Origin of the sequence: Pseudarthrobacter sp. W1I19 (genome assembly GCF_030817835.1) — a bacterium.
Classification (GTDB): Bacteria; Actinomycetota; Actinomycetes; order Actinomycetales; family Micrococcaceae; genus Arthrobacter.
Genome location: NZ_JAUSZR010000001.1, coordinates 295,619 through 314,260, shown reverse-complemented (window position 1 = coordinate 314,260; position 18,642 = coordinate 295,619). Strand labels below are relative to the sequence as shown.

Annotated in this window: 19 protein-coding genes; 15 read left to right on the top strand and 4 right to left on the bottom strand. The window is 65.1% G+C overall.

Features of this window, described 5'->3' with window-relative positions; all coding sequences use genetic code 11:
- Positions 1-345 precede the first annotated feature (345 nt).
- Both katG and QF038_RS01425 read left to right on the top strand, forming a co-directional pair.
- On the top strand, positions 346-2,637 hold the full coding sequence (gene katG / locus QF038_RS01430) for a catalase/peroxidase HPI (protein WP_307608019.1): 2,292 nt from the start codon (positions 346-348) through the stop codon (positions 2,635-2,637).
- Positions 2,638-2,760: 123 nt separating this feature from the next.
- A complete protein-coding gene (locus QF038_RS01425; RefSeq protein WP_307608017.1) occupies positions 2,761-3,267 on the top strand; it encodes an isoprenylcysteine carboxylmethyltransferase family protein in 507 nt (168 codons plus the stop codon).
- A 46-nt stretch (positions 3,268-3,313) separates the two neighbouring features.
- Here the strand turns inward: QF038_RS01425 and QF038_RS01420 are convergent, their stop codons facing one another.
- The gene (locus QF038_RS01420; protein WP_307608016.1) at positions 3,314-3,886 is read right to left on the bottom strand and encodes a TetR/AcrR family transcriptional regulator; all 573 of its coding nucleotides are present in this window, start codon (positions 3,884-3,886) and stop codon (positions 3,314-3,316) included.
- Between the two features lie 102 nt (positions 3,887-3,988).
- Between QF038_RS01420 and QF038_RS01415 the strand changes: the two genes are divergently transcribed.
- The 7 genes from QF038_RS01415 to QF038_RS01385 all read left to right on the top strand — a co-directional run bounded on the left by QF038_RS01415 (position 3,989) and on the right by QF038_RS01385 (position 11,076).
- Positions 3,989-5,209, top strand: coding sequence for an MFS transporter (locus QF038_RS01415; RefSeq protein ID WP_307608014.1), 1,221 nt, complete (start codon positions 3,989-3,991; stop codon positions 5,207-5,209).
- Between the two features lie 84 nt (positions 5,210-5,293).
- Positions 5,294-6,280 (top strand): aldo/keto reductase, encoded by a 987-nt coding sequence (locus QF038_RS01410; protein WP_307608012.1) that lies wholly within the window; start codon positions 5,294-5,296, stop codon positions 6,278-6,280.
- Between the two features lie 131 nt (positions 6,281-6,411).
- A complete protein-coding gene (bioB, locus tag QF038_RS01405; RefSeq protein ID WP_307608010.1) occupies positions 6,412-7,476 on the top strand; it encodes a biotin synthase BioB in 1,065 nt (354 codons plus the stop codon).
- Between the two features lie 344 nt (positions 7,477-7,820).
- On the top strand, positions 7,821-8,342 hold the full coding sequence (locus tag QF038_RS01400; protein WP_307608008.1) for a GNAT family N-acetyltransferase: 522 nt from the start codon (positions 7,821-7,823) through the stop codon (positions 8,340-8,342).
- Between the two features lie 141 nt (positions 8,343-8,483).
- Entirely contained in the window at positions 8,484-8,960 is a 477-nt protein-coding gene (locus tag QF038_RS01395) for a hypothetical protein (RefSeq protein WP_307608006.1), read from the top strand.
- Complete coding sequence (locus QF038_RS01390) at positions 8,957-10,849, top strand: glycoside hydrolase family 15 protein (RefSeq protein WP_307608004.1); 1,893 nt, start codon at positions 8,957-8,959, stop codon at positions 10,847-10,849. Before QF038_RS01395 ends, QF038_RS01390 begins: the two co-directional genes overlap by 4 nt.
- A complete protein-coding gene (locus QF038_RS01385) occupies positions 10,849-11,076 on the top strand; it encodes a DUF2231 domain-containing protein (protein ID WP_307608002.1) in 228 nt (75 codons plus the stop codon). The genes QF038_RS01390 and QF038_RS01385 overlap by 1 nt, the downstream gene beginning before the upstream one ends.
- Before the next feature lie 204 nt (positions 11,077-11,280).
- On the opposite strand, the gene QF038_RS01380 is transcribed toward QF038_RS01385, so the two are convergent.
- Complete coding sequence (locus QF038_RS01380) at positions 11,281-11,469, bottom strand: hypothetical protein (RefSeq protein WP_307608000.1); 189 nt, start codon at positions 11,467-11,469, stop codon at positions 11,281-11,283.
- Between the two features lie 309 nt (positions 11,470-11,778).
- On the opposite strand from QF038_RS01380, the gene QF038_RS01375 reads away from it, so the two are divergent.
- On the top strand, positions 11,779-12,963 hold the full coding sequence (locus QF038_RS01375) for a rhamnogalacturonan acetylesterase (protein ID WP_307607997.1): 1,185 nt from the start codon (positions 11,779-11,781) through the stop codon (positions 12,961-12,963).
- A gap of 55 nt (positions 12,964-13,018) precedes the next feature.
- Here QF038_RS01375 and QF038_RS01370 read toward each other — a convergent pair whose 3' ends face one another.
- A complete protein-coding gene (locus QF038_RS01370) occupies positions 13,019-13,774 on the bottom strand; it encodes a ZIP family metal transporter (protein WP_307607995.1) in 756 nt (251 codons plus the stop codon).
- Between the two features lie 248 nt (positions 13,775-14,022).
- On the opposite strand from QF038_RS01370, the gene QF038_RS01365 reads away from it, so the two are divergent.
- The 4 genes from QF038_RS01365 (at position 14,023) to QF038_RS01350 (ending at position 17,584) form a co-directional block, all read left to right on the top strand.
- Complete coding sequence (locus QF038_RS01365; protein WP_307607993.1) at positions 14,023-14,751, top strand: FadR/GntR family transcriptional regulator; 729 nt, start codon at positions 14,023-14,025, stop codon at positions 14,749-14,751.
- Between the two features lie 147 nt (positions 14,752-14,898).
- A complete protein-coding gene (locus QF038_RS01360; protein ID WP_307607991.1) occupies positions 14,899-16,341 on the top strand; it encodes an aspartate ammonia-lyase in 1,443 nt (480 codons plus the stop codon).
- Between the two features lie 288 nt (positions 16,342-16,629).
- Positions 16,630-16,893: a winged helix-turn-helix domain-containing protein gene (locus QF038_RS01355; protein WP_307607989.1), complete on the top strand. Its 264-nt coding sequence runs from the start codon at positions 16,630-16,632 to the stop codon at positions 16,891-16,893.
- Between the two features lie 217 nt (positions 16,894-17,110).
- Entirely contained in the window at positions 17,111-17,584 is a 474-nt protein-coding gene (locus QF038_RS01350) for a sensor histidine kinase (protein WP_307607987.1), read from the top strand.
- A gap of 58 nt (positions 17,585-17,642) precedes the next feature.
- Here QF038_RS01350 and QF038_RS01345 read toward each other — a convergent pair whose 3' ends face one another.
- Entirely contained in the window at positions 17,643-18,254 is a 612-nt protein-coding gene (locus QF038_RS01345; protein ID WP_142058262.1) for an NADPH-dependent FMN reductase, read from the bottom strand.
- 212 nt (positions 18,255-18,466) lie between these two features.
- Here QF038_RS01345 and QF038_RS01340 point away from each other — a divergent pair, with 212 nt between their 5' ends.
- On the top strand, positions 18,467-18,619 hold the full coding sequence (locus QF038_RS01340; RefSeq protein ID WP_307607984.1) for a hypothetical protein: 153 nt from the start codon (positions 18,467-18,469) through the stop codon (positions 18,617-18,619).
- Positions 18,620-18,642: the final 23 nt, after the last annotated feature.

The following is an 18,642-nucleotide window of genomic DNA, read 5'->3' as shown; positions in this document are numbered from 1 at the left end:
TTTCCTTCGGCGTCTTTGGCAAGGAACCGGATTTTCTTTCCGGCTTGGCTTTTTCTCGTGACTGCTGGCGGGGTGGCAAGGGACAGGCAGTTCATTTATCTGCCTGGCGCCGCTTGAATCGTTTCATAAATACTAGCGAGTGATGGGCGACACGTCAAAGCGACCTGCTGCGGCGCATGCCGCAGCCACCTGAAGGGCACATCGACGGTTCCTGCAAGGAGAAAACCCGCCGGTTCTCGAATGGCTTAAGGGGCTCTCCCCCGGGCACCCTCTCATGGTCAAATGGAAAGGTTGAACCGGCTGCCCGAGTCCGCTCCACGGCCTCGGCCATAGGGAAGGAAGCACATGACCGATCCACAGGACCATCCTCCGGTCCCCACCCCGGGAAGCGCCCAAGGCCTGGACAGCAAGGTCGAGGGCGGGTGCCCGGTGGACCACGGCAGCGTCACCTCGCACGGCAGCGAGAGTGAAAACCCGGCTATTGACTCCCCCGAGCCCAAGGGACACCGGCCGCGGACGGTTGCGGACTGGTGGCCCAACCAGCTGGACCTCTCCGTGCTGCACTCCAACCACCCGGCAGGCAACCCCCTTGGCCCCTCGTTCAATTACCGGGAGGAGTTCCAAAAGCTCGACGTCGAGGCCCTCAAGCAGGACATCACCGAAGTCCTCACCACGTCCCAGGATTGGTGGCCGGCGGACTTCGGCCATTACGGCGGCCTGATGATCCGGCTGAGCTGGCACGCTGCAGGCACTTACCGCGTCCACGATGGCCGCGGTGGCGCAGGCGACGGCAGCCAGCGCTTTGCCCCATTGAACAGCTGGCCGGACAACGCCAACCTGGACAAAGCGCGGCGGCTGCTGTGGCCGGTCAAGCAGAAGTACGGCCAGAAGCTTTCCTGGGCGGACCTGCTGGTCCTCGCGGGCAACGTGGCCCTGGAGTCCATGGGCTTTAAGACCTTTGGTTTCGCCTTCGGCCGTGAGGACGTCTGGGAGCCCGAAGAAATTTTCTGGGGGCCTGAGGACACCTGGCTGGGCGACGAACGCTACATCGGCGAAGGCCAGATGTCCGAGGAGGTAGGCTCCACCGAGATGGGCCTGATCTACGTCAACCCTGAGGGCCCCATGGGCAACCCGGATCCCAAGCTGGCGGCGGCATTCATCCGCGAGACCTTCAAGCGCATGGCGATGAACGACGAGGAGACCTTCGCGCTGATCGCTGGCGGCCACACCTTTGGCAAGACCCACGGCGCCGGTGACGCCGACGCCCATGTTGGCCCCGAACCGGAAGCCGCCGACCTCGAAGCCCAGGGGCTGGGCTGGCTCAGCACCTACGGCAGCGGCAAGGGCGGAGACACCATCACCTCCGGCCTCGAAGTCACCTGGACGGACAGGCCCACCCAGTGGAGCAGCCGCTTCCTGGAGATCCTGTTCGAGTACGAGTGGGAGCTCGTGAAGAGCCCGGCCGGAGCCCACCAGTGGGTCGCCAAGGATGCTCCGGAGATCATTCCGGACGCGCACGACCCCGGGAAAAAGCACCGGCCCACCATGCTGACCACGGACCTGTCCCTGCGCTTCGACCCGGTCTATGAGGAGATCGGGCGGCGCTTCCTGAAGAACCCGGACGAGTTCCAGCTCGCCTTCGCCAAGGCCTGGTACAAGCTGCTGCACCGCGACATGGGACCGGTGGGCCCGCACATGCTCGGGCCCTGGGTTCCCGAAGCCCAGCTGTGGCAGGATCCCATCCCGGCCGTGAACCACGAGTTGATCGGCGAGCAGGACATCGCCTCGCTCAAGGCAAAGCTCCTGGATTCGGGCCTGTCCGTCTCCCAACTGGCCAGCACCGCCTGGGCCGCCGCCTCCACCTACCGCAAGACCGACAAGCGCGGCGGGGCGAATGGTGCGCGTATCCGACTGGAGCCCCAGAGCGGGTGGGAGGTGAACGAGCCCGAGCAGCTTTCGACGGCGTTGCAGGCCATCGAGAGAGTGCAGCAGGAGTTCAATTCCGCCCAGGCCAGCGGGCAGGTTTCGCTCGCGGACTTGATCGTCCTCGGCGGCTGTGCCGCGGTGGAGAAAGCCGCGGGCGACGCCGGGTTCCCCGTCACTGTGCCGTTCCGTCCAGGCCGCGCCGACGCAGCCCAGGACCAGACCGACGTCGAGTCCTTCCAGTACCTGAAGCCGCGGGCGGACGGGTTCCGGAACTACGTGCGCCCCGGCGAGAAGCTTCAGCCGGAGACGCTCCTGCTGGACAAGGCGTACCTGCTGGACCTCTCGGCGCCGGAAATGACGGCGCTCATTGGCGGCATGCGTGCCCTGGGCACCAACGTGGGAGGCTCCAACCACGGCGTGCTCACCGACAGGCCACAGGTCCTGACGAACGACTTCTTCGTCAACCTCCTGTCCCCCGGCACCAAGTGGAAGGCATCCGAGTCGGAGGAGAACGTCTACGAGATCACCGATGTTGCTACCGGCGAACTGAAGTGGACGGCAACGCCGGTGGACCTGGTCTTCGGTTCCAACTCCCAGCTCCGGGCACTGTCCGAGGTCTATGCCAGCGACGACGCCGGGGAGAAGTTCGTCAACGACTTCGTGGCGGCCTGGGTAAAGGTCATGGAGCTGGACCGCTTCGACCTGAAGTGAGTTCGATGTAGTAAGGACACGTCCGGGCGGGCTGCACTTTTGCAGCCCGCCCGGACGCAGTTCTGCTCCGGCACCTTCACCGCATACTCGCGCGGTTAGCGCAACCGGATTAGCCTGACGTTTATGAGGCAGTCTGCCGCCCGCGCAAGGGACTGGATCGGCACCGTCGTGTTCCTGTTCCTTGCGCCCGGCATCGTGGCGGGCTTCATCCCATGGCTCATTTCCGGCTGGCGGCCGCATGACTGGGGAGGCGCCGACTGGGTGGTGCCGGTTGCCTGGATCGCAATAGTCCTCGGAGTGGCTTTCCTCCTGCATGCCTTCGCGCTGTTTGCCCTGCACCGAGGGACGCCCGCGCCGGTCGCTCCAACTGAGACACTCGTGGTGACGGGCGCCTACCGGCATGTGCGAAACCCGATGTACCTCGCGGTGCTCGCCATCATCCTCGGCCAGGCGCTGCTGTTCGGCAGCTGGTGGCTGGTGCTCTACGCAGCGATTGCCCTCACTGCAGTGGTCACGTTTGTGCTGGGCTACGAGGAGCCCACCCTCACTGAGACATACGGCGAGCAGTACCTTGACTACAAGCGCAACGTGCCGGGATGGTGGCCGCGGCCCACGCCGTGGCGGAGGTGACAGCAGGCGGCCGCCGTTCGAGTTTTCTTCTCCCCGCGCGGCTTGCTCAGGACAGTCTTGGTGAGGTTTCCAGGACCAACGAAGCAAGTTCCTTGGCCAACCGGACCGCGTCCGTGTGCGCGTCGAGCTGCGAATTTGCCACCGCACCGTCGTAGAGCAGGCCGAGGCGGGCCGAAACCCCGGCAGCATCAGCGAACCCCGCTTCCTCGCATAGCGCCAGAAGCATACTGCTGAGCCAGTCCCGGAAACTACGCAGGGCTTTGGCCTCAACGCTGCCCGGCAGTGCTTCAGCATTTGCATTGGCAAACGCGCAGCCTTTGTAGCCGGGCTCACTGACGGCTTCCTGCAGGGCGTCAAACATGGCGAGCAGTTTCTCGACGGGATCTTCCAGGCCTTGCTGGTACCGTGCGATCCGGTCACGCCGGCGCTGGTCACGGCCAGCAAGATAGGCGGCCACAAGCTCGTCCTTGCCGGAGAAGTTGTAGAAGAGTGAGCCCTTCGCCACTCCGGCCTCTTCGATAACCCGGTCGATCCCTACAGTATGGACGCCCTCGGCATAGAACAATTTGTCTGCAGCCTCGAGGAGGCGCTGCCGGGCCGGGACTCGGGTGGAAGTCATACAGCGAGTTTATCAGACAGATCTGTCTAAAACAGCTTGACTTCGTTGTACCGATCTGTCTAACTGGTTCTTGTTAGACCTTTCTGTCTAAGGAGAACCATCTTGCCCCGTTTGCTCTCACCCCGTTTATCATTCGCGGGACTGGCCGCAGTTTTTGCTGCGTTCTTTTTCGCGGCCGGTGCCCCCACACCGCTCCTCTCACTCCGCCAGCAGGAATGGGGATTCTCTGCGGGAACCCTGACCATCGCCTTCTCGATTTATGCGTTAGGGCTGCTGGCCGCACTCCTGGTGGGCGGCTCACTGTCGGACCACATCGGCCGTCGGCCGGTGATGCTCGCCGCCCTGTACGGCGAACTGGCGTCCATGCTGCTGTTCCTGTTTGCCCCAAGTATCACCTGGCTGATCCTGGCCCGAGCCCTTCAGGGCCTGGCCACCGGGCTGGCCACCAGCGCCTTCAACGCAGCCATCGTTGAGCATGCACCCGCCCACCTGAAGAAATTCGCAGGCGCCCTGGCGGGAGCGTCCGTGGCTGGCGGCCTGGGCCTCGGCGCACTCCTGGCCGGAGTGGCCGTTCAGTTCAACCCGGACGCCAACACACTCATTTTCGCGGCCCTCAGCGGAGTCATGGTGGTCGCCATTGTCTTTGTAGGCCGAACCGGTGAAACAACTGCAAAACGGCCGGGCGCACTCCGGTCACTCACCCCGCGCCTTGAACTCCCCGCCGATATCCGGGGCGAGTTCTATGCCGGCATTCCGGTGCACATCGCCGGTTGGATGTTCCCGGCCCTCTTCCTGGGGCTTTCCCCCGCGGTGCTCCGGCTCCACTTCGCCGTGGAGGGCGGCCTGGCAGCTGGTTTCACCTCATTCCTCGGCCCGTTCGCGGCAGCAGTTTCAAGTTTTGTGTTCGCCCGGCACCCTGCACGGCGCAGCACCCTCCTGGGCGTGATCCTCATCCTCGCCGGAATAGTCCTGGTCCTTCTCGGCATCAACGAAACCTGGCTGCCCGCCGTCTGGGTTGGTGCGGTGCTGGGCGGTATCGGCTTTGGCGGCTCGTTCGGCGGCCAGCTTCGGCTGATGGCCCCGCACATCCAGCCGCACCAGCGCGCCGGTGTCTTCTCCGGTATCTATGCGGCCGCGTACCTTGCGTTCAGTGTCCCGTTGATCATCGCCGGCCAGCTCGTACCACTCCTCGGACTGGTTCCCACCCTGCAGTCCTATGCCGCTGCCATCATGGCCTTCGCCGCACTGGGTATCGTTATTCAGGCAGTACTGATGCGGCGGGATGTGGCGTCCAAACCAGTCCCCGCCGGTTCCGCAGCCTGATCCGAAGTCCGCGTTGCCGTTGACACTGCCAACCCTGCGAATTTAAGCTCCTGCCATCGTGGCCAAAGGAGAAGGAGCCGAGCTGTGGACAAGGAGAACGGGCAGTTGCGGGACCGGCTTGGCCGCCTTGGCTTCGGAGGTACAGGGGTGGGCAACCTGTACCGCGCTATCTCCGATGAGCAGGCTTCATCGACCTTGGAGGCGGCCTGGGATGCCGGGATCCGCTACTTCGATACAGCACCGCATTACGGGCTGGGCCTGTCCGAGCGGCGAATGGGCGAGGCCCTGGCGAAGAAACCCCGCGAGGAATTCGTCCTCTCCACCAAGGTGGGCAGGGTTCTGGTGCCGTCGCCTGCAACCGAAGATGCACGGGATCCGGAAGGTTTTGATGTGCCTGCTGCTTTGAGGCGCGAGTGGGATCCCTCAGAGGCCGGGGTGAGGCGCAGCATCGAAGATTCGCTGGTACGGCTGGGCCTGGACTACATAGACATCGCCTACCTGCATGATCCCGACGTGTACAGCATGGAAGACGCCGTGAAGTCGGCGCTGCCTGCTCTGGAGAAAGTCCGGGCCGAGGGTCTTGTCCGCGCCATCGGCGTCGGCACCAACACTGCCGGCGCAGCCCTCGAATGCGTGGAAGCGGCAGACCTGGATTTCCTTATGCTGGCCGGCAGGTTCACCATGCTGGAGCAGCCCGGCTCGGACGGCCGTCCAGGCGAGGGGCTGCTGGACCGCTGCCTGGAGGTGGGTACCGGGGTGGTCAGCGTCGGCGTCTACAACTCCGGCATCCTCGCCAAGCCCGAGCTGCCTTCCGATGCGCACTACAACTACTCCCAGGCCAGCGAAGAGGTCCTGGAACGAGCCAGGCAGCTGGCCCGAATCTGCAACGACCACGGCGTGGAACTTCCCACCGCGGCCATCCAGTTCCCCATCCGCCACCCCGCCGTCGTCAACGTGACCGTCGGAGCCAGCAAACCGCAACAGATCAGCCAAAGCGCGGAACGCATGTCCACTCCAGTCCCTGCAGAGTTGTGGCAGGACCTTCAGGGGCGCGGCCTGATCCCGGCCTGACCAGCACCGACAGAACCTGGCCGCACTCCTGAACAAGAAAATTCTTGTTGGATCCCTCCAAAATGGCGGGCTAAAGGGAGAACTAGCGTCTGCTGTGAGGCATTTCCACGGCAAGCGCAAAGGACCCATCCATGACGATTCAGGCGAACGTGCCCACCAGCCCGAACTCCGCGAGCGCCGGCAACGGGCACCAAAGCAAGGGCTACCAGATCCTGGAGACCGCCCGCCGGCAGGTTCTGGAGGACGGCATCGGCCTGACTCAAGCCCAGCTCGAAGACGTCCTCCGGCTCCCGGATGAAGCACTTCCCGCCGCACTGGAGCTGGCACACCACGTCCGGCTCCGGCACTGCGGCGAGGACGTGGAGGTGGAAGGCATCATCTCCATCAAGACCGGCGGCTGCCCCGAGGACTGCCACTTCTGCAGCCAGTCCGGCCTGTTCGACTCCCCCGTCCGCGGCGTCTGGCTGGACATCCCGGAACTGGTCAAAGCCGCCAAGGAAACCGCCGCCACCGGAGCCACCGAGTTCTGCATCGTGGCCGCCGTCCGCGGCCCGGACATCAAACTGATGAACCAGATCAAGTTCGCCATCCGCCGCATCAACGAGGAAGTGGACATCAACATCGCCTGTTCGCTGGGCATGCTTACCCAGCATCAGGTGGACCAGCTGGCGGGTTGGGGCGTCCACCGCTACAACCACAACCTCGAAACGGCGCGCAGCTACTTCCCCAAAGTCGTGACCACCCACACATACGAGGAACGGCTGGAAACCTGCGCCATGGTCAAGGACGCCGGCATGGAACTGTGCTGCGGCGCCCTGATCGGCATGGGCGAAAGCCTGGAGCAGCGGGCCGAACTCGCCGCCCAGCTCGCCGCCCTGGAACCCCACGAAGTTCCGCTGAACTTCCTCAACCCCCGCCCCGGAACCCCGCTGGAAAACCAGGGCATCATGGACGGCAAGGACGCCCTCCGTGCCATCGCCGCCTTCCGCCTGGCTATGCCCCGCACCGTCCTCCGGTACGCCGGCGGCCGTGAACTCACCTTGGGGGACCTCGGCACCCGCGACGGCCTGCTCGGCGGCATCAACGCCGTCATCGTGGGCAACTACCTCACCACCCTGGGCCGTCCCGCCACCGCAGACCTGAACCTGCTCGTGGACCTCAACATGCCCATCAAGGAACTCCAGAAGACCCTATGAAAGAGGTTTCGACAAGCTCAACCACCGGGAACACAGCCGGCTCAACCACCGGGAACACAGCCGGCTCAACCACCGGGAACACAGCGGGCTCAACCTCCGGAAGTACAGTCCCAACCACCGGAAACTTTTGCGGGCACTGCGGTGAGGCGTCTGACGGCGGTGACGGCCCGCCGTCGGACGTTCACCAACGCTGTGGCGAGCGTCTGGCGATGGAGCCGCCGCGCTACTGCGCCTCGTGCCGGCGGCGCATGAAAGTCCAGGTGACACCGCTGGGCTGGACGGCGCAGTGCTCCCGCCATGGGCGGGTGGAATCATGAGGGCGCCGGGAAACATAGGATCTTGTGATGGCCCAACTTGTCGCTCCGAACGTAAAACTCCACTCCTCCTGGCTCGAAGCAGCTGCAGAGTTCGCTGGCACCCGGCAGGACGGATCGGGCACGGACGGCTGGGACCCGGATGACCTCAAGGATGCCGATGGATTCCGACGCTTCGTGGACGCCCTTGTCAGCGATGCATTGCCCGAAAGTCCCCGGAAGCCCGGCAAGGTGCCCTGCACCTACCTGTGGATCGTGGACGGCGGAACGTTCCTTGGCTCCCTGGCCATCAGGCATGAACTGACCGAGTACCTCCTCAACGAGGGCGGGCACATCGGCTACAGCGTCAGGCCATCGGCCAGGCGACGCGGCCACGCCGCACAGGCTTTGGCTGACGCCATCCCCCTGGCCGGCCGGCTGGGAATCCCCCGTGTGCTCGTGACCTGCAGCGAGGACAACGCCGGCTCCCGGGCCACCATCGAGAAGAACGGTGGAACCTACGAGGACAGCCGCAACGGCAAGCGCCGCTACTGGATCGGCACCGGGCGCTAAAAACGCACTCCTTGTCTAATACGCACCCGAGCTTCTAAAATTAGAGAACCTACTTTTAGAAGGAGTCCACGATGCAGTGGCGGGGTCGGGTTATGTGGTTCCGGCATTCGGCGCCAAGGCGCCCGGGCCGGGTGAGCTGAGATGGACTGGCAGGGCTGGGTCCTGTTCGGGCTGGTGGCAACGTCGGTGTTGACCGCGGTGATGATTGCCGCCCAAATGGCCGGGCTCACCCGCCTCGACCTGCCGCTGGTGCTGGGGACGCTGGTCACGGCCGACCCGGACAAGGCACGGGTGGCCGGCTTCTTCATCCATCTCGCCGCGGGGCAGGCATTTGCCCTGGGCTACGCCGCCGTCTTCGCGCTCCTGCACCAGGCAACCTGGTGGCTTGGGGCGTTGCTGGGACTCCTCCACGTTGCCGTTGCGCTGACAGTCATCCTGCCCCTGCTGCCCGGAATCCATCCCCGGATGGCCTCCACCAGGGCCGGGCTCACCACCACGGCGGCATTGGAACCGCCGGGCCTGCTAGGCCTGAACTACGGCATCCAGACGCCGGCCGTTGCCGTGGTGGCGCACGTGATCTACGGCGCGGTGCTTGGGCTCCTCCTGGGGGCACGATGAGCCTGGACCACCTGGATCCTGCCCCGCTGCAATGCGAGCGTCCCGCGGAGGCCGCGGCCCAGCCAGGGCCCACACCCATCGCGGACTATGGGCTCCTGGGCGACACGCGGACGGCCGCGCTTGTCTCCGTTGCCGGATCGGTGGACTGGCTGTGCGCTCCCGCGTTCGACGGCGAGCCTCTCTTTGGTGCCTTGCTGGGCGGACCGGAGGCGGGCAGCTTCCTCGCGGGTCCTGCTCATCCTGCGGCAGTGGTCTCGCGCAGCTACCGCCGCAACACGGCCACGCTGGAAACGGTGTGGGCCACGGGCAACGGGCGGCTAACGCTCACTGAGGCCATGATCGCGGAAGTGGCCGGCCAGTTGTTGCCCACCACTATTCTGGTCCGGCGCCTGGCCGCGGAAGGAAGTCCTGTACGGGTGGCCCTGCTTTTTGACCCGCGGCTGGGCGAACAGCACCGACACCCGCGCGTCCGCCGGGGGCGGGACGTCGTCTGCGAGTGGGGTCAGCTGGCGGCTTCCCTCGCCACGAGCCCCCGCCTCGATGTTGTGCCGGGGCGGCTCCTGACGTTCGACATCACGCCGGAAGAACCGCTGACCCTCGTCTTTTCATTGGCCTACGGTGAGCCGCTGATCCACGTTGACCCAGGCACCGCGTGGGACCTCGTGGGCCGGGATGAATCATGCTGGCGGACGTGGGCGGAGGAGATTGACCCAGCCATCCCCTTCCACTCCGAGGTGGTGCGCAGCCTGCTCACGCTCCGGCTGCTCACCTACTCCCCCTCCGGCGCCCCGGTGGCGGCTCCCACCACCTCGCTGCCCGAGGACCCTGGCGGCATCCGCAACTGGGACTACAGGTACGCCTGGCCCCGCGACGCAAGCATCGGCGTCGGCGCCTTCCTGCGGGCGGGCAAAACGCGCGAGGCCGAGGACTTCCTCGGCTGGCTCCTGCACGCGAGCCGGCTGCAGCGGCCGCATCTGCCTGCGCTCCTGACGTTGACCGGAGGACGTGTCCCGAAAGAGCGGAACCTGTCCCGCTGGCCGGGCTACGCCCATAGCAGCCCGGTGCGGACCGGAAATCTGGCGGCCGCCCAGCACCAGCTCGACGGTTACGGCTGGGTGCTGGACGCCGCCTGGGCCTTTGTGGAGAGGGGGCGCAGGCTGAATTCGGAGACGTGGTGCGCGATGCGCGGCTTCGCGGACCTGGTTGCCGCCACCTGGGAGGCGCCCGACGCCGGAATCTGGGAAGTCCGCGGCGACGCCGCCCAGCACGTCCACTCCAAAGTCATGGCGTGGCTCGCAATGGACCGCGCGCTCCGCATCGCGGCGACGCACCATGTCAGCCAGCGGCGGCGGCTCCGCTGGGAAACCACACGCAGTCGTATTGCCGCGCAGGTGCGGGAGCGGGGCTACAACCCCGCCAGGAACTCTTACATGCGCACGTACGGTTCTGACGACCTGGACGCTGCCCTGCTGGTGCTGCCGCTCACGGGCCTGGAAGAACCAGGTTCGCCCCGCCTGGCGGGAACAGTCGAGGCCATTCGCAGGGAACTGTCCGCCGAATTCCCGCTGCTCTACCGCTATCCGCCCGGACAGGACGGCCTTCCCGGAACGGAGGGGGCGTTCCTGCCCTGCTCGTTCTGGCTGGTCCAAGCACTGGCGAACACCGGTCAGCACAAAGACGCCGTTGCGCTGTTCGAGGCCGTGCTCGAAAAGGGTTCCCCGCTGGGGCTTTTCAGTGAGGAGATGGACCCGGCGTCCGGCAGGTTCCTGGGCAACTTTCCGCAGGCGCTCATCCACTCTGCCCTGGTCCAGGCCGCGCTTGCCCTCCGGGACACTGCGCCCGATCCCCAGCCTCCAACCGATGACGCACAGACAGAAAAGGAGCAGTGATGGAAAACCTCACAGCCCACCAGCGGTCAAAGCACCCTAAAAGCCCCCTGGCCGGACCCTATGGGCACCCGCTCCACCCCACACTGGTGACCATCCCCATCGGCGCCTGGACTGCGAGTGTCGTGTTCGACGTCGTGGCGCTGTTCGGAAGCGACGACAAGCCCTTCCTCATCGGGGGCCAGGCGAAGGGTTCGTGTAGACGCATGCCCGACGCCGCCGGAAAATGACGAAAGCCCCCGCGCGAGTCGAACTCCAGCGCGGGGGCTTTCTGCGCTTCCGTGTTGGGGGAAATAACGTGGAAACAGAGAGAAATCTACCGGCTGGTAACCATGCCAACCGGCCATTTTGGCCTGACTGCGCGATTCTTGATGGAACCTTGAGCCAAGCTGTCAACGGGCCCACGCCTGCGGGAGCGCGAGCAGACGGATCCTTCAGTCGGGTTCGGGCCTGTCGGTTGCGTCCGGGTCCTCTTCGGGTTCGAAGGTGTTCGGCTCTCCATCCGCACCGATTCCCACGCCGTCCGCACCGCCAGGGATGCCGCCGTCGTTCTTCCCCTTCGATCCCTCTGCGCCGCCCTGCGGCTCGTCCTCAGGAAGGGAGTCGGGTGAGTTGATCGTCATTGTTCCTCCTTCAATGGCCGGGCCTCCACGCTAGCAGTCCTGCGGCAGAAAGGCTCCGGCATGGCGCAAGAAATTGGAAACGCCACGAAGTGCCGCTGCTACATTCCGGAACAAAAGAGCACAGAGAACTACCAAAAGTGCTTGACTTCGAACGGCGGGGGCTGTTACAAATCTTGTAACGCAGAACGAACCACCCCTCCTTCCGCGCACCCCCTTTAGATGTCAGGGACTCACTTTGCCCTGCTTTTGAATCGATACAAAACCTCGACGTCGTGGCCCCGCTTCCACCCGTCATCAAAGGAGATGAACGTGACCGAGCACCATTCGCAACAGCCCTCCACTAAACCCTTTCGGAAGGTCCTCGCCGGCTGCCTGGCCAGCGCCGCCCTGGCCGCCGGGGCGGGGTTGACCCTCAGCGCCCCCGCAGCCTACGCGGAGCCAAGCAACTACAGGTTCGATTTCGGCAGCGGGCCGGTAGAGGACGGCTATATCGGCGTCAGCGCCACCGACGCCTACAGCCCCGAGACCCGCTACGGCTTCAACACCCCCGGGCACATGGTGAACGTACCCGCGAAAGGCACCGGGGCCGGCAGTGATGCCGTCCGCTTCCTTGAGTTCGGCACCAAGAGCGCGAACACGTTCAACGTGGACCTCAAGGAGGGCCTGTACAAGGTATCGGTGACGCTGGGTGACACCTCCCGGGCCAGCATCGCCGCCGAGGGCGTGTTCCAGGAAATGAATCTCACCGGCAACGGAGCCACGGCGTCCTTCGAGATTCCCGTGACGGACGGCCAGTTGAACCTGCTGGTTACCGAAGGCAAGGTTGGCACCGCCTTTACGCTGAGCGCACTGGAAATCGAGAAAGTGTCGCGGCACCCGGCGATGGATCCCACCATTTGGGTGGGCGGCGACTCCACGGTGGCCAGCTACTACCCCCTGGAGACAAGTGTCCAGGGCGGCTGGGGCCAGATGCTGCCGCAGTTTGTGGACCCGGAAGCGTTTGACGTCCGGAACATGGCCACCGGCGGACAGATCGCCCGCGGCTTCCGCAACGACGGCCAGCTTGAGGCAATCCTGCAGTACATCAAGCCCGGCGACCTGTTCCTGCTGGAGATGGGCATCAACGATACGGCCGCCAAGAACGCCACCACCGAGGCCGAGTTCAAGGAGATCATGCGGGACATGGTCCGGCAGGTTGCGGCTACCGGCGCCACTCCCGTTCTGGTCACGCCCCAGGGCCGTGCCACCGATTTCGTTGACGGTGTCCATTCTTCAGTGGACCGCTGGTACCGCCACTCCACAGTGGCCTTGGCAGAGGAAGAGGGCGTGCACCTGGTGGACCTGAACGTCCTGGCCTCGCAGTACTTCACCGGGATCGGCCCCGAGGCAACGCTGGCACTGTTCATGACCGGCGACACGCTGCACCCCAACCGCACCGGTGCCACCGAAGTGGCGCGCCTCGTCGCCGAGGACCTGGCCCGCCAGGGCCTCTAACCCCTGCATTGACGACGGCGGGACGCGGCACAGTGCCGCGTCCCGCCGTCGCGCTTCATCCTCCGATGTGATGGACGGTGAAGGCGGTCAGGAACCCAACCGAGGCCGTGAGTCCGGTGAGGTTGTGGTGCTGCTCGAAGGCCTCGGGGATCATGGTGTCCGCGAGCATCGCCAGGATTCCTCCTGCGGCCACGGCGGTAATGAGCGCAACAACTTCGCCGGGTGCGTTCTCCAGTGCTGCATAGCCAATCAGCGAGGACACACCACACAGCAGCGCGATCCCGCCCCACATACCGAAGACATATCCGGCGCTCCTGCCGGCCTTCTTCATGCCTGCCGTCCCGGAAAGCCCCTCGGGAACGTTGGAGATAAACACCGCCGCCATCATGGCAGGGCTCACCGCTCCCCCGGCCAGCATGCCCACACCAAGCACCACTGACTCCGGGACGCCGTCCAGCAATGCGCCCACAGCGATGGCCGTGCCGCTGCCGGGGTCCTCGGATTCGGAGGGCTGCTGGTCCCCGGAGCGCTTGCGGTGCTTGGCCCCGGCACGCGCCAGCATCATGTTGGCGCCCACGTACACCACGGCCCCTGCCAGGAACCCCACCACGGTGGGCCACAGGCCACCGCCCTGCACAGCCTCGTCCACCAGCTCGAAGGCCAGGGCAGAAATCAGTACGCCGGCCCCGAAGGACATGATGGAGGACACCAGCTTGGGCGGCAGGTTCCACCGCCAGGACAACGCGGCTCCCAGGACCAGTGCCGCACCGGCAGCAGTTCCCCATAGCAGCGCCTGCATCCATACCGGCACGTGTTCCCGCTTTCCGGCCCACTCTCGTGGAACCTGTCTCACGCAGCCGCCGGCACCGGAGCCGGCAAGCCTCAAAAAGCCCAGAGTAGTACAGGCCGGAAACCGGGACAGGAAGGCGGGCCGGGAGGCACACCTGGCTGCGTGTTCCTGCAGCGCCGGCCACCCGTCGTCGCACGGCAGGTTGGCACCTTGCGCAACATTGCCGCCGCTTCATTGACACACCCTGCGACTGATGCCATGCTCGTTACATGGACCTGTTGGACAGCTGGACAGCTAGACAAGAACCGGTGGTACGCGTTGGTGCGGCCGAAGCGGTTTTTGCTTCCCTCCGCGGCGCCATCGAAGCAGGAAAGATTCCGGTAGGCACCCGCCTGGACTCGGAAGCCTCGCTGGCCAAGCAATACGGTGTCAGCCGCACCATGGTGCGGGAAGCACTACGTTCCTGCACCGCCCTCGGACTGACTGCCACCCACACCGGCAAAGGCACCTTTGTCATCGCTGACAAAGTGGCGCAGGACCTTAAGCTCGGAAAGTACTCCGCGAGTGCCCTCGTGGAGGCACGTCCCCATGTGGAGGTTCCCGCCGCCGGGCTTGCCGCCCAACGGCGCACCAGTGAGGATCTGGAAGCGCTGCGGGAAATACTGCGCGAAATGTCTGACGCGAAAGACCTTCAGCAGTGGGTCCAGTTGAACACCGAATTCCATGTGACCATCGCCCGCTCCAGCGGAAACGGCGTCTTCGAATCCTTCCTCTCGGATATCTGTGAGGCTATGGCCAACCAGTCCAACACCCTCAACCTTGTGGCCGACCGGCGCAAGGAATCGGGTGAAGAGCATGCACGCATCTTCGAGGCCATCGAACGCGGTTCGGCGGAGGACGCATCACAGGCCATGACCATGCATCTGCACGGGGTGGAGTGTGCCCTGGGCACCGTCATCCCGGGCAGCGGGAAATCCGGGGCAGGCCTTACCGGCTAACTGCGCCCCCGCCAGCTCTCCCATCCCAACCAAAACCACCAGTTACTTCGCGTGCCGCCATCCGGTGTGGCTTCCGCGCGCCCAGATTCCGTACTACCTCCATGCCTCCGGCGTGCCCCGCCGGCACCAGAAAGATTTAAGGACACCATGACCACCGCGCACTCCCCCGCCAGCACCATCCCGGATATCGCACCCGCACTTGTCCGGTCTGAGCATGATTTGTTGGGGGACCGGGATGTCCCGGCCGGGGCGTACTGGGGTGTGCATACGCTCCGGGCAGTGGAGAACTTTCCCATTACCGGGCAGAAGCTGTCCTCGAACATGCACTTGGTCCGGGGCCTGGCCGCGGTGAAACTCGCCGCGGCGCGCACCAACCGCGAGCTCGGGCTGCTGGATGCCGAACGCGCCGACGCCATCGAGCAGGCCTGCACCGAGGTGATGAACGGCCGCCTCGCCGACCAGTTCGTGGTGGACGTCATCCAGGGCGGCGCCGGAACGTCCTCGAACATGAACGCCAACGAAGTCATCGCCAACCGCGCCCTGGAAATCCTGGGCCACCCCAAGGGCGACTACGCCCGGCTGCACCCCAACGACCACGTCAACCTCTCCCAGTCCACCAACGACGTCTACCCCACCGCGGTGAAACTGGGCACCATCTTCGCCGCCCGGGAGCTGCTCGACGCGCTGGCCGGGCTCGAAGAAGCATGCGCCGCCAAAGCCCTGGAATTCCGCACCGTGGTGAAAATGGGCCGCACCCAACTCCAGGACGCCGTGCCCATGACCCTGGGCCAGGAATTCGGCACCTACGCCATCACCATCGGCGAAGACCGGCTCCGCCTCGCCGAAGCCGAACTGCTCATCCACGAAATCAACCTCGGCGCCACCGCCATCGGCACCGGCCTGAACGCCCCCGCCGGCTACGCCGCCACCGCCTGCCGGCACCTCGCCACCATCACCGGCCTGCCCCTGGTCACCGCCCCGGACCTGATCGAAGCCACCCAGGACGTCGGCGCCTTCGTCCACCTCTCCGGCGTCCTCAAACGCGTCGCCGTGAAACTCTCCAAAATCTGCAACGACCTGCGCCTGCTCTCCTCCGGCCCCCGCGCCGGGTTCGGCGAGATCAACCTCCCCGCCGTGCAGTCCGGCTCCTCCATCATGCCCGGCAAGATCAACCCGGTCATCCCCGAAGTCGTCTCCCAGGTCGCTTACGAAGTGATCGGCAACGACGTGACCATCACCATGGCCGCCGAAGCCGGGCAACTCCAACTCAACGCCTTCGAACCCATCATCGTCCACAGCCTCCACAAGAGCATCTCCCACCTCGAAGCAGCCTGCCACACCCTCACCGCACGCTGCATCCAGGGCATCACCGCCAACACCGAACACCTCCGCCAAACAGTCGAACAATCCATCGGCCTGGTCACCGCCCTCAACCCCCACCTCGGCTACACCACCGCCACCGCCATCGCCCAGGAAGCACTCGCCACCGGCAAAGGCGTCGCCGAACTCGTCCTCGAACACGGGCTCCTCACCCACACCCAGCTCCAGGAACTCCTCAGCCCCGAACGCCTCGCCAACCTCAGCAAATAACCACCGGCAGTCGAGCAAAACCGAAACCCGGTTTCGACAAGGTCAACCACCAGGCAGCACGCCCTCCCAGCCCGTTCCCAGGAACAGGGGCACATTGACGTGCCCGCATTCCGGGGCGGGCAAAGAAAAACGGCACTCGATGACGAGGACCGTTCCGCTACCGGGCCGCCAGCCCGGCCTGAACCAAAGGATTGAGCATGAAGAGCAAATCAACCATCAGGCGTCCATCCCACCGATGTGGCGGTCGGGACGCCAGAGCACGCCTCCGTCCGCTGAAGGGAGTGCACAATGTCCACTAACCTCCAGACCCGGACAAGCCCCCTCCGCGCCCCTTACCGCCGCAGCCCTGTCAGGTCGATGATCATCGACTACCTGGCACAGAACGGCGCCAGCAAGGTGGCGGATATCAGCAGTGGAATTTTCGCCTCCCGTGACTGCGTGAGATACCACTTGGCAGCCCTGGAACGCGCCTCGATGGTCCGCTCCGATATCTCCCCCGGAACCCGGGAGGGCTGCACGCCCTTCTACGCTTTGACGCCGGACGCAAGCTGACCACGGTGGCTGCCGGCATGGCCGGCAGCCATCCGGCGTCCCCACAAGGCCCGGTTTTACCGTCCATGTCCCTCCAAAGAGGCCCCCTCTAACCCGCCGCGCAGAATTGATGCGATCTTGCGGGAAACCTTGCCGACCATTGACGTTGCAGGTCCACTCTGGAGCCATCGAACCAACAGAGGCAACGGACCAACCAGCTTGTGGGGAGCAGGAAGTCATGGGACACAAAGCAGTAATTGATGAAGTCACAGCCGTAGCGGGAGTGCTGACGGACAGTCATCCGCTCGACTTCCATACTTTGGGACTCGCCGGCTGCATCGACCGGCTCACGGTGCCTCTCCGCCAGCACGGGACCGCGGTCCACTGGGACACTCCCCATTGGGGCATCGAGATTCCCGCGGACTGCGCGTCCCTTCTGTACCAGTCGGCGCGCGAGGCGCTCAGCAACGCCTACAAGTATTCCGGAGCATCACACCTTAATGTCCAGCTCGCCGCGGTGGACCACGGGATCCGCCTGGTGGTATCCGACGACGGCAAGGGCTTTGACAGCAAACTCGCCTCCTGCGGCCGTCACCACGGTTATGGCCTCCGGCTGATGTCCGTGGCCGTCCATGAGGCCGGCGGCACCGTGGCCATCTGCTCCGCCCCCGGCCAGGGAACCAGCGTGACGGTCACCCTTCCGCTGGACTGAAGACCCGGATGCCCGCCTTCGCTGGGACGGCGGGCATCCGTAAGCCCGGGTTGTCCTGCTACCGGGAGAGTTTCGCCTCATCCGGTTCCAGGTCGCCAATGTGGCCGGGTGCGTTCGCGGCCAGGACGCGGGCAACAAACGCGCCGTACTCGTCCATGTAGTGGCGCAGGAACTTGGCGGTCCCTTCGTCCTTCACCTCGCCACCCTCACCGAACACCTCGGCGTTGTAATGGATGTAGGCCTCCGGTGCATTGAGCTGCGGGGCATCCAGGAAGCTGAGGACGCTGCGGAAAGAAGACTGCATCACCGCGGTCCCGATGCTGCCCACCGAGGCACCGATGATGCCGGTGGGCTTGCGGGCGAACGAGTTGCTGCCCCACGGCCGGGAGCCCCAGTCGATGGCATTTTTGAGGGCGCCGGGAATGGAACGGTTGTACTCCGGGGACACGAACAGGATTCCGTCAGACGCTTCAATGGCCTCTTTAAGGGCGAGGCCTTCCGGTGGAAAATCGGCGTCGTAGTCGTAGCTGTACAGGGGTAGGTCCTTGATGGGAATCTCTGTGAACTCCAGGTCCTCGGGAGCCAGTTTGATCAATGCCTGGGAGAGGACCCTGTTGATGGAGCCGGTAGCGAGGCTCCCCACGAAGTATCCGATCTTGAACGGTGCCATGAGTGTTCCTTCCAATGGCCGGTCAGCGCCGGCCGTCCATGTTCTGTTTGGAAAAGGTGCCGCCCGCGGCCGGACGGCGCTTGGTGCCACTGCACCCCCCAGTCCAGCACAGAAGGCAACGCTCGGCCAGAGCCGCCCCGAGTCCTTGACAGGCCGCACCCGGGAGCGCTGAATGATCTGTACCGAAACCCCCGGCGCGGTCAGGAGCAGTCATGAGCGAAAATCCCCTGCAGGATGAACGGGTCCATACCGAGGCACCTGCCGAGGGCGATCCCGATGCGGATGCCACCGAAATCAGGGCGCACAGCCAGGATCCGGCCGAGGGACCGGACACCCCGGACGCCCCTTCCCCCGGCACTCAATAGCTGGCGCCTTCCGGCCACCCCCT

Coding starts and splice junctions, on each gene's coding strand:
- katG (WP_307608019.1), top strand. CDS start 346: ATGACCGATCCACAGGACCATCCTCCGGTCCCCACCCCGGGAAGCGCC.
- QF038_RS01425 (WP_307608017.1), top strand. CDS start 2,761: ATGAGGCAGTCTGCCGCCCGCGCAAGGGACTGGATCGGCACCGTCGTG.
- QF038_RS01420 (WP_307608016.1), bottom strand. CDS start 3,886: ATGACTTCCACCCGAGTCCCGGCCCGGCAGCGCCTCCTCGAGGCTGCA.
- bioB (WP_307608010.1), top strand. CDS start 6,412: ATGACGATTCAGGCGAACGTGCCCACCAGCCCGAACTCCGCGAGCGCC.
- QF038_RS01400 (WP_307608008.1), top strand. CDS start 7,821: ATGGCCCAACTTGTCGCTCCGAACGTAAAACTCCACTCCTCCTGGCTC.
- QF038_RS01395 (WP_307608006.1), top strand. CDS start 8,484: ATGGACTGGCAGGGCTGGGTCCTGTTCGGGCTGGTGGCAACGTCGGTG.
- QF038_RS01390 (WP_307608004.1), top strand. CDS start 8,957: ATGAGCCTGGACCACCTGGATCCTGCCCCGCTGCAATGCGAGCGTCCC.
- QF038_RS01385 (WP_307608002.1), top strand. CDS start 10,849: ATGGAAAACCTCACAGCCCACCAGCGGTCAAAGCACCCTAAAAGCCCC.
- QF038_RS01380 (WP_307608000.1), bottom strand. CDS start 11,469: ATGACGATCAACTCACCCGACTCCCTTCCTGAGGACGAGCCGCAGGGC.
- QF038_RS01365 (WP_307607993.1), top strand. CDS start 14,023: ATGGACCTGTTGGACAGCTGGACAGCTAGACAAGAACCGGTGGTACGC.
- QF038_RS01360 (WP_307607991.1), top strand. CDS start 14,899: ATGACCACCGCGCACTCCCCCGCCAGCACCATCCCGGATATCGCACCC.
- QF038_RS01355 (WP_307607989.1), top strand. CDS start 16,630: ATGTCCACTAACCTCCAGACCCGGACAAGCCCCCTCCGCGCCCCTTAC.
- QF038_RS01350 (WP_307607987.1), top strand. CDS start 17,111: ATGGGACACAAAGCAGTAATTGATGAAGTCACAGCCGTAGCGGGAGTG.
- QF038_RS01345 (WP_142058262.1), bottom strand. CDS start 18,254: ATGGCACCGTTCAAGATCGGATACTTCGTGGGGAGCCTCGCTACCGGC.
- QF038_RS01340 (WP_307607984.1), top strand. CDS start 18,467: ATGAGCGAAAATCCCCTGCAGGATGAACGGGTCCATACCGAGGCACCT.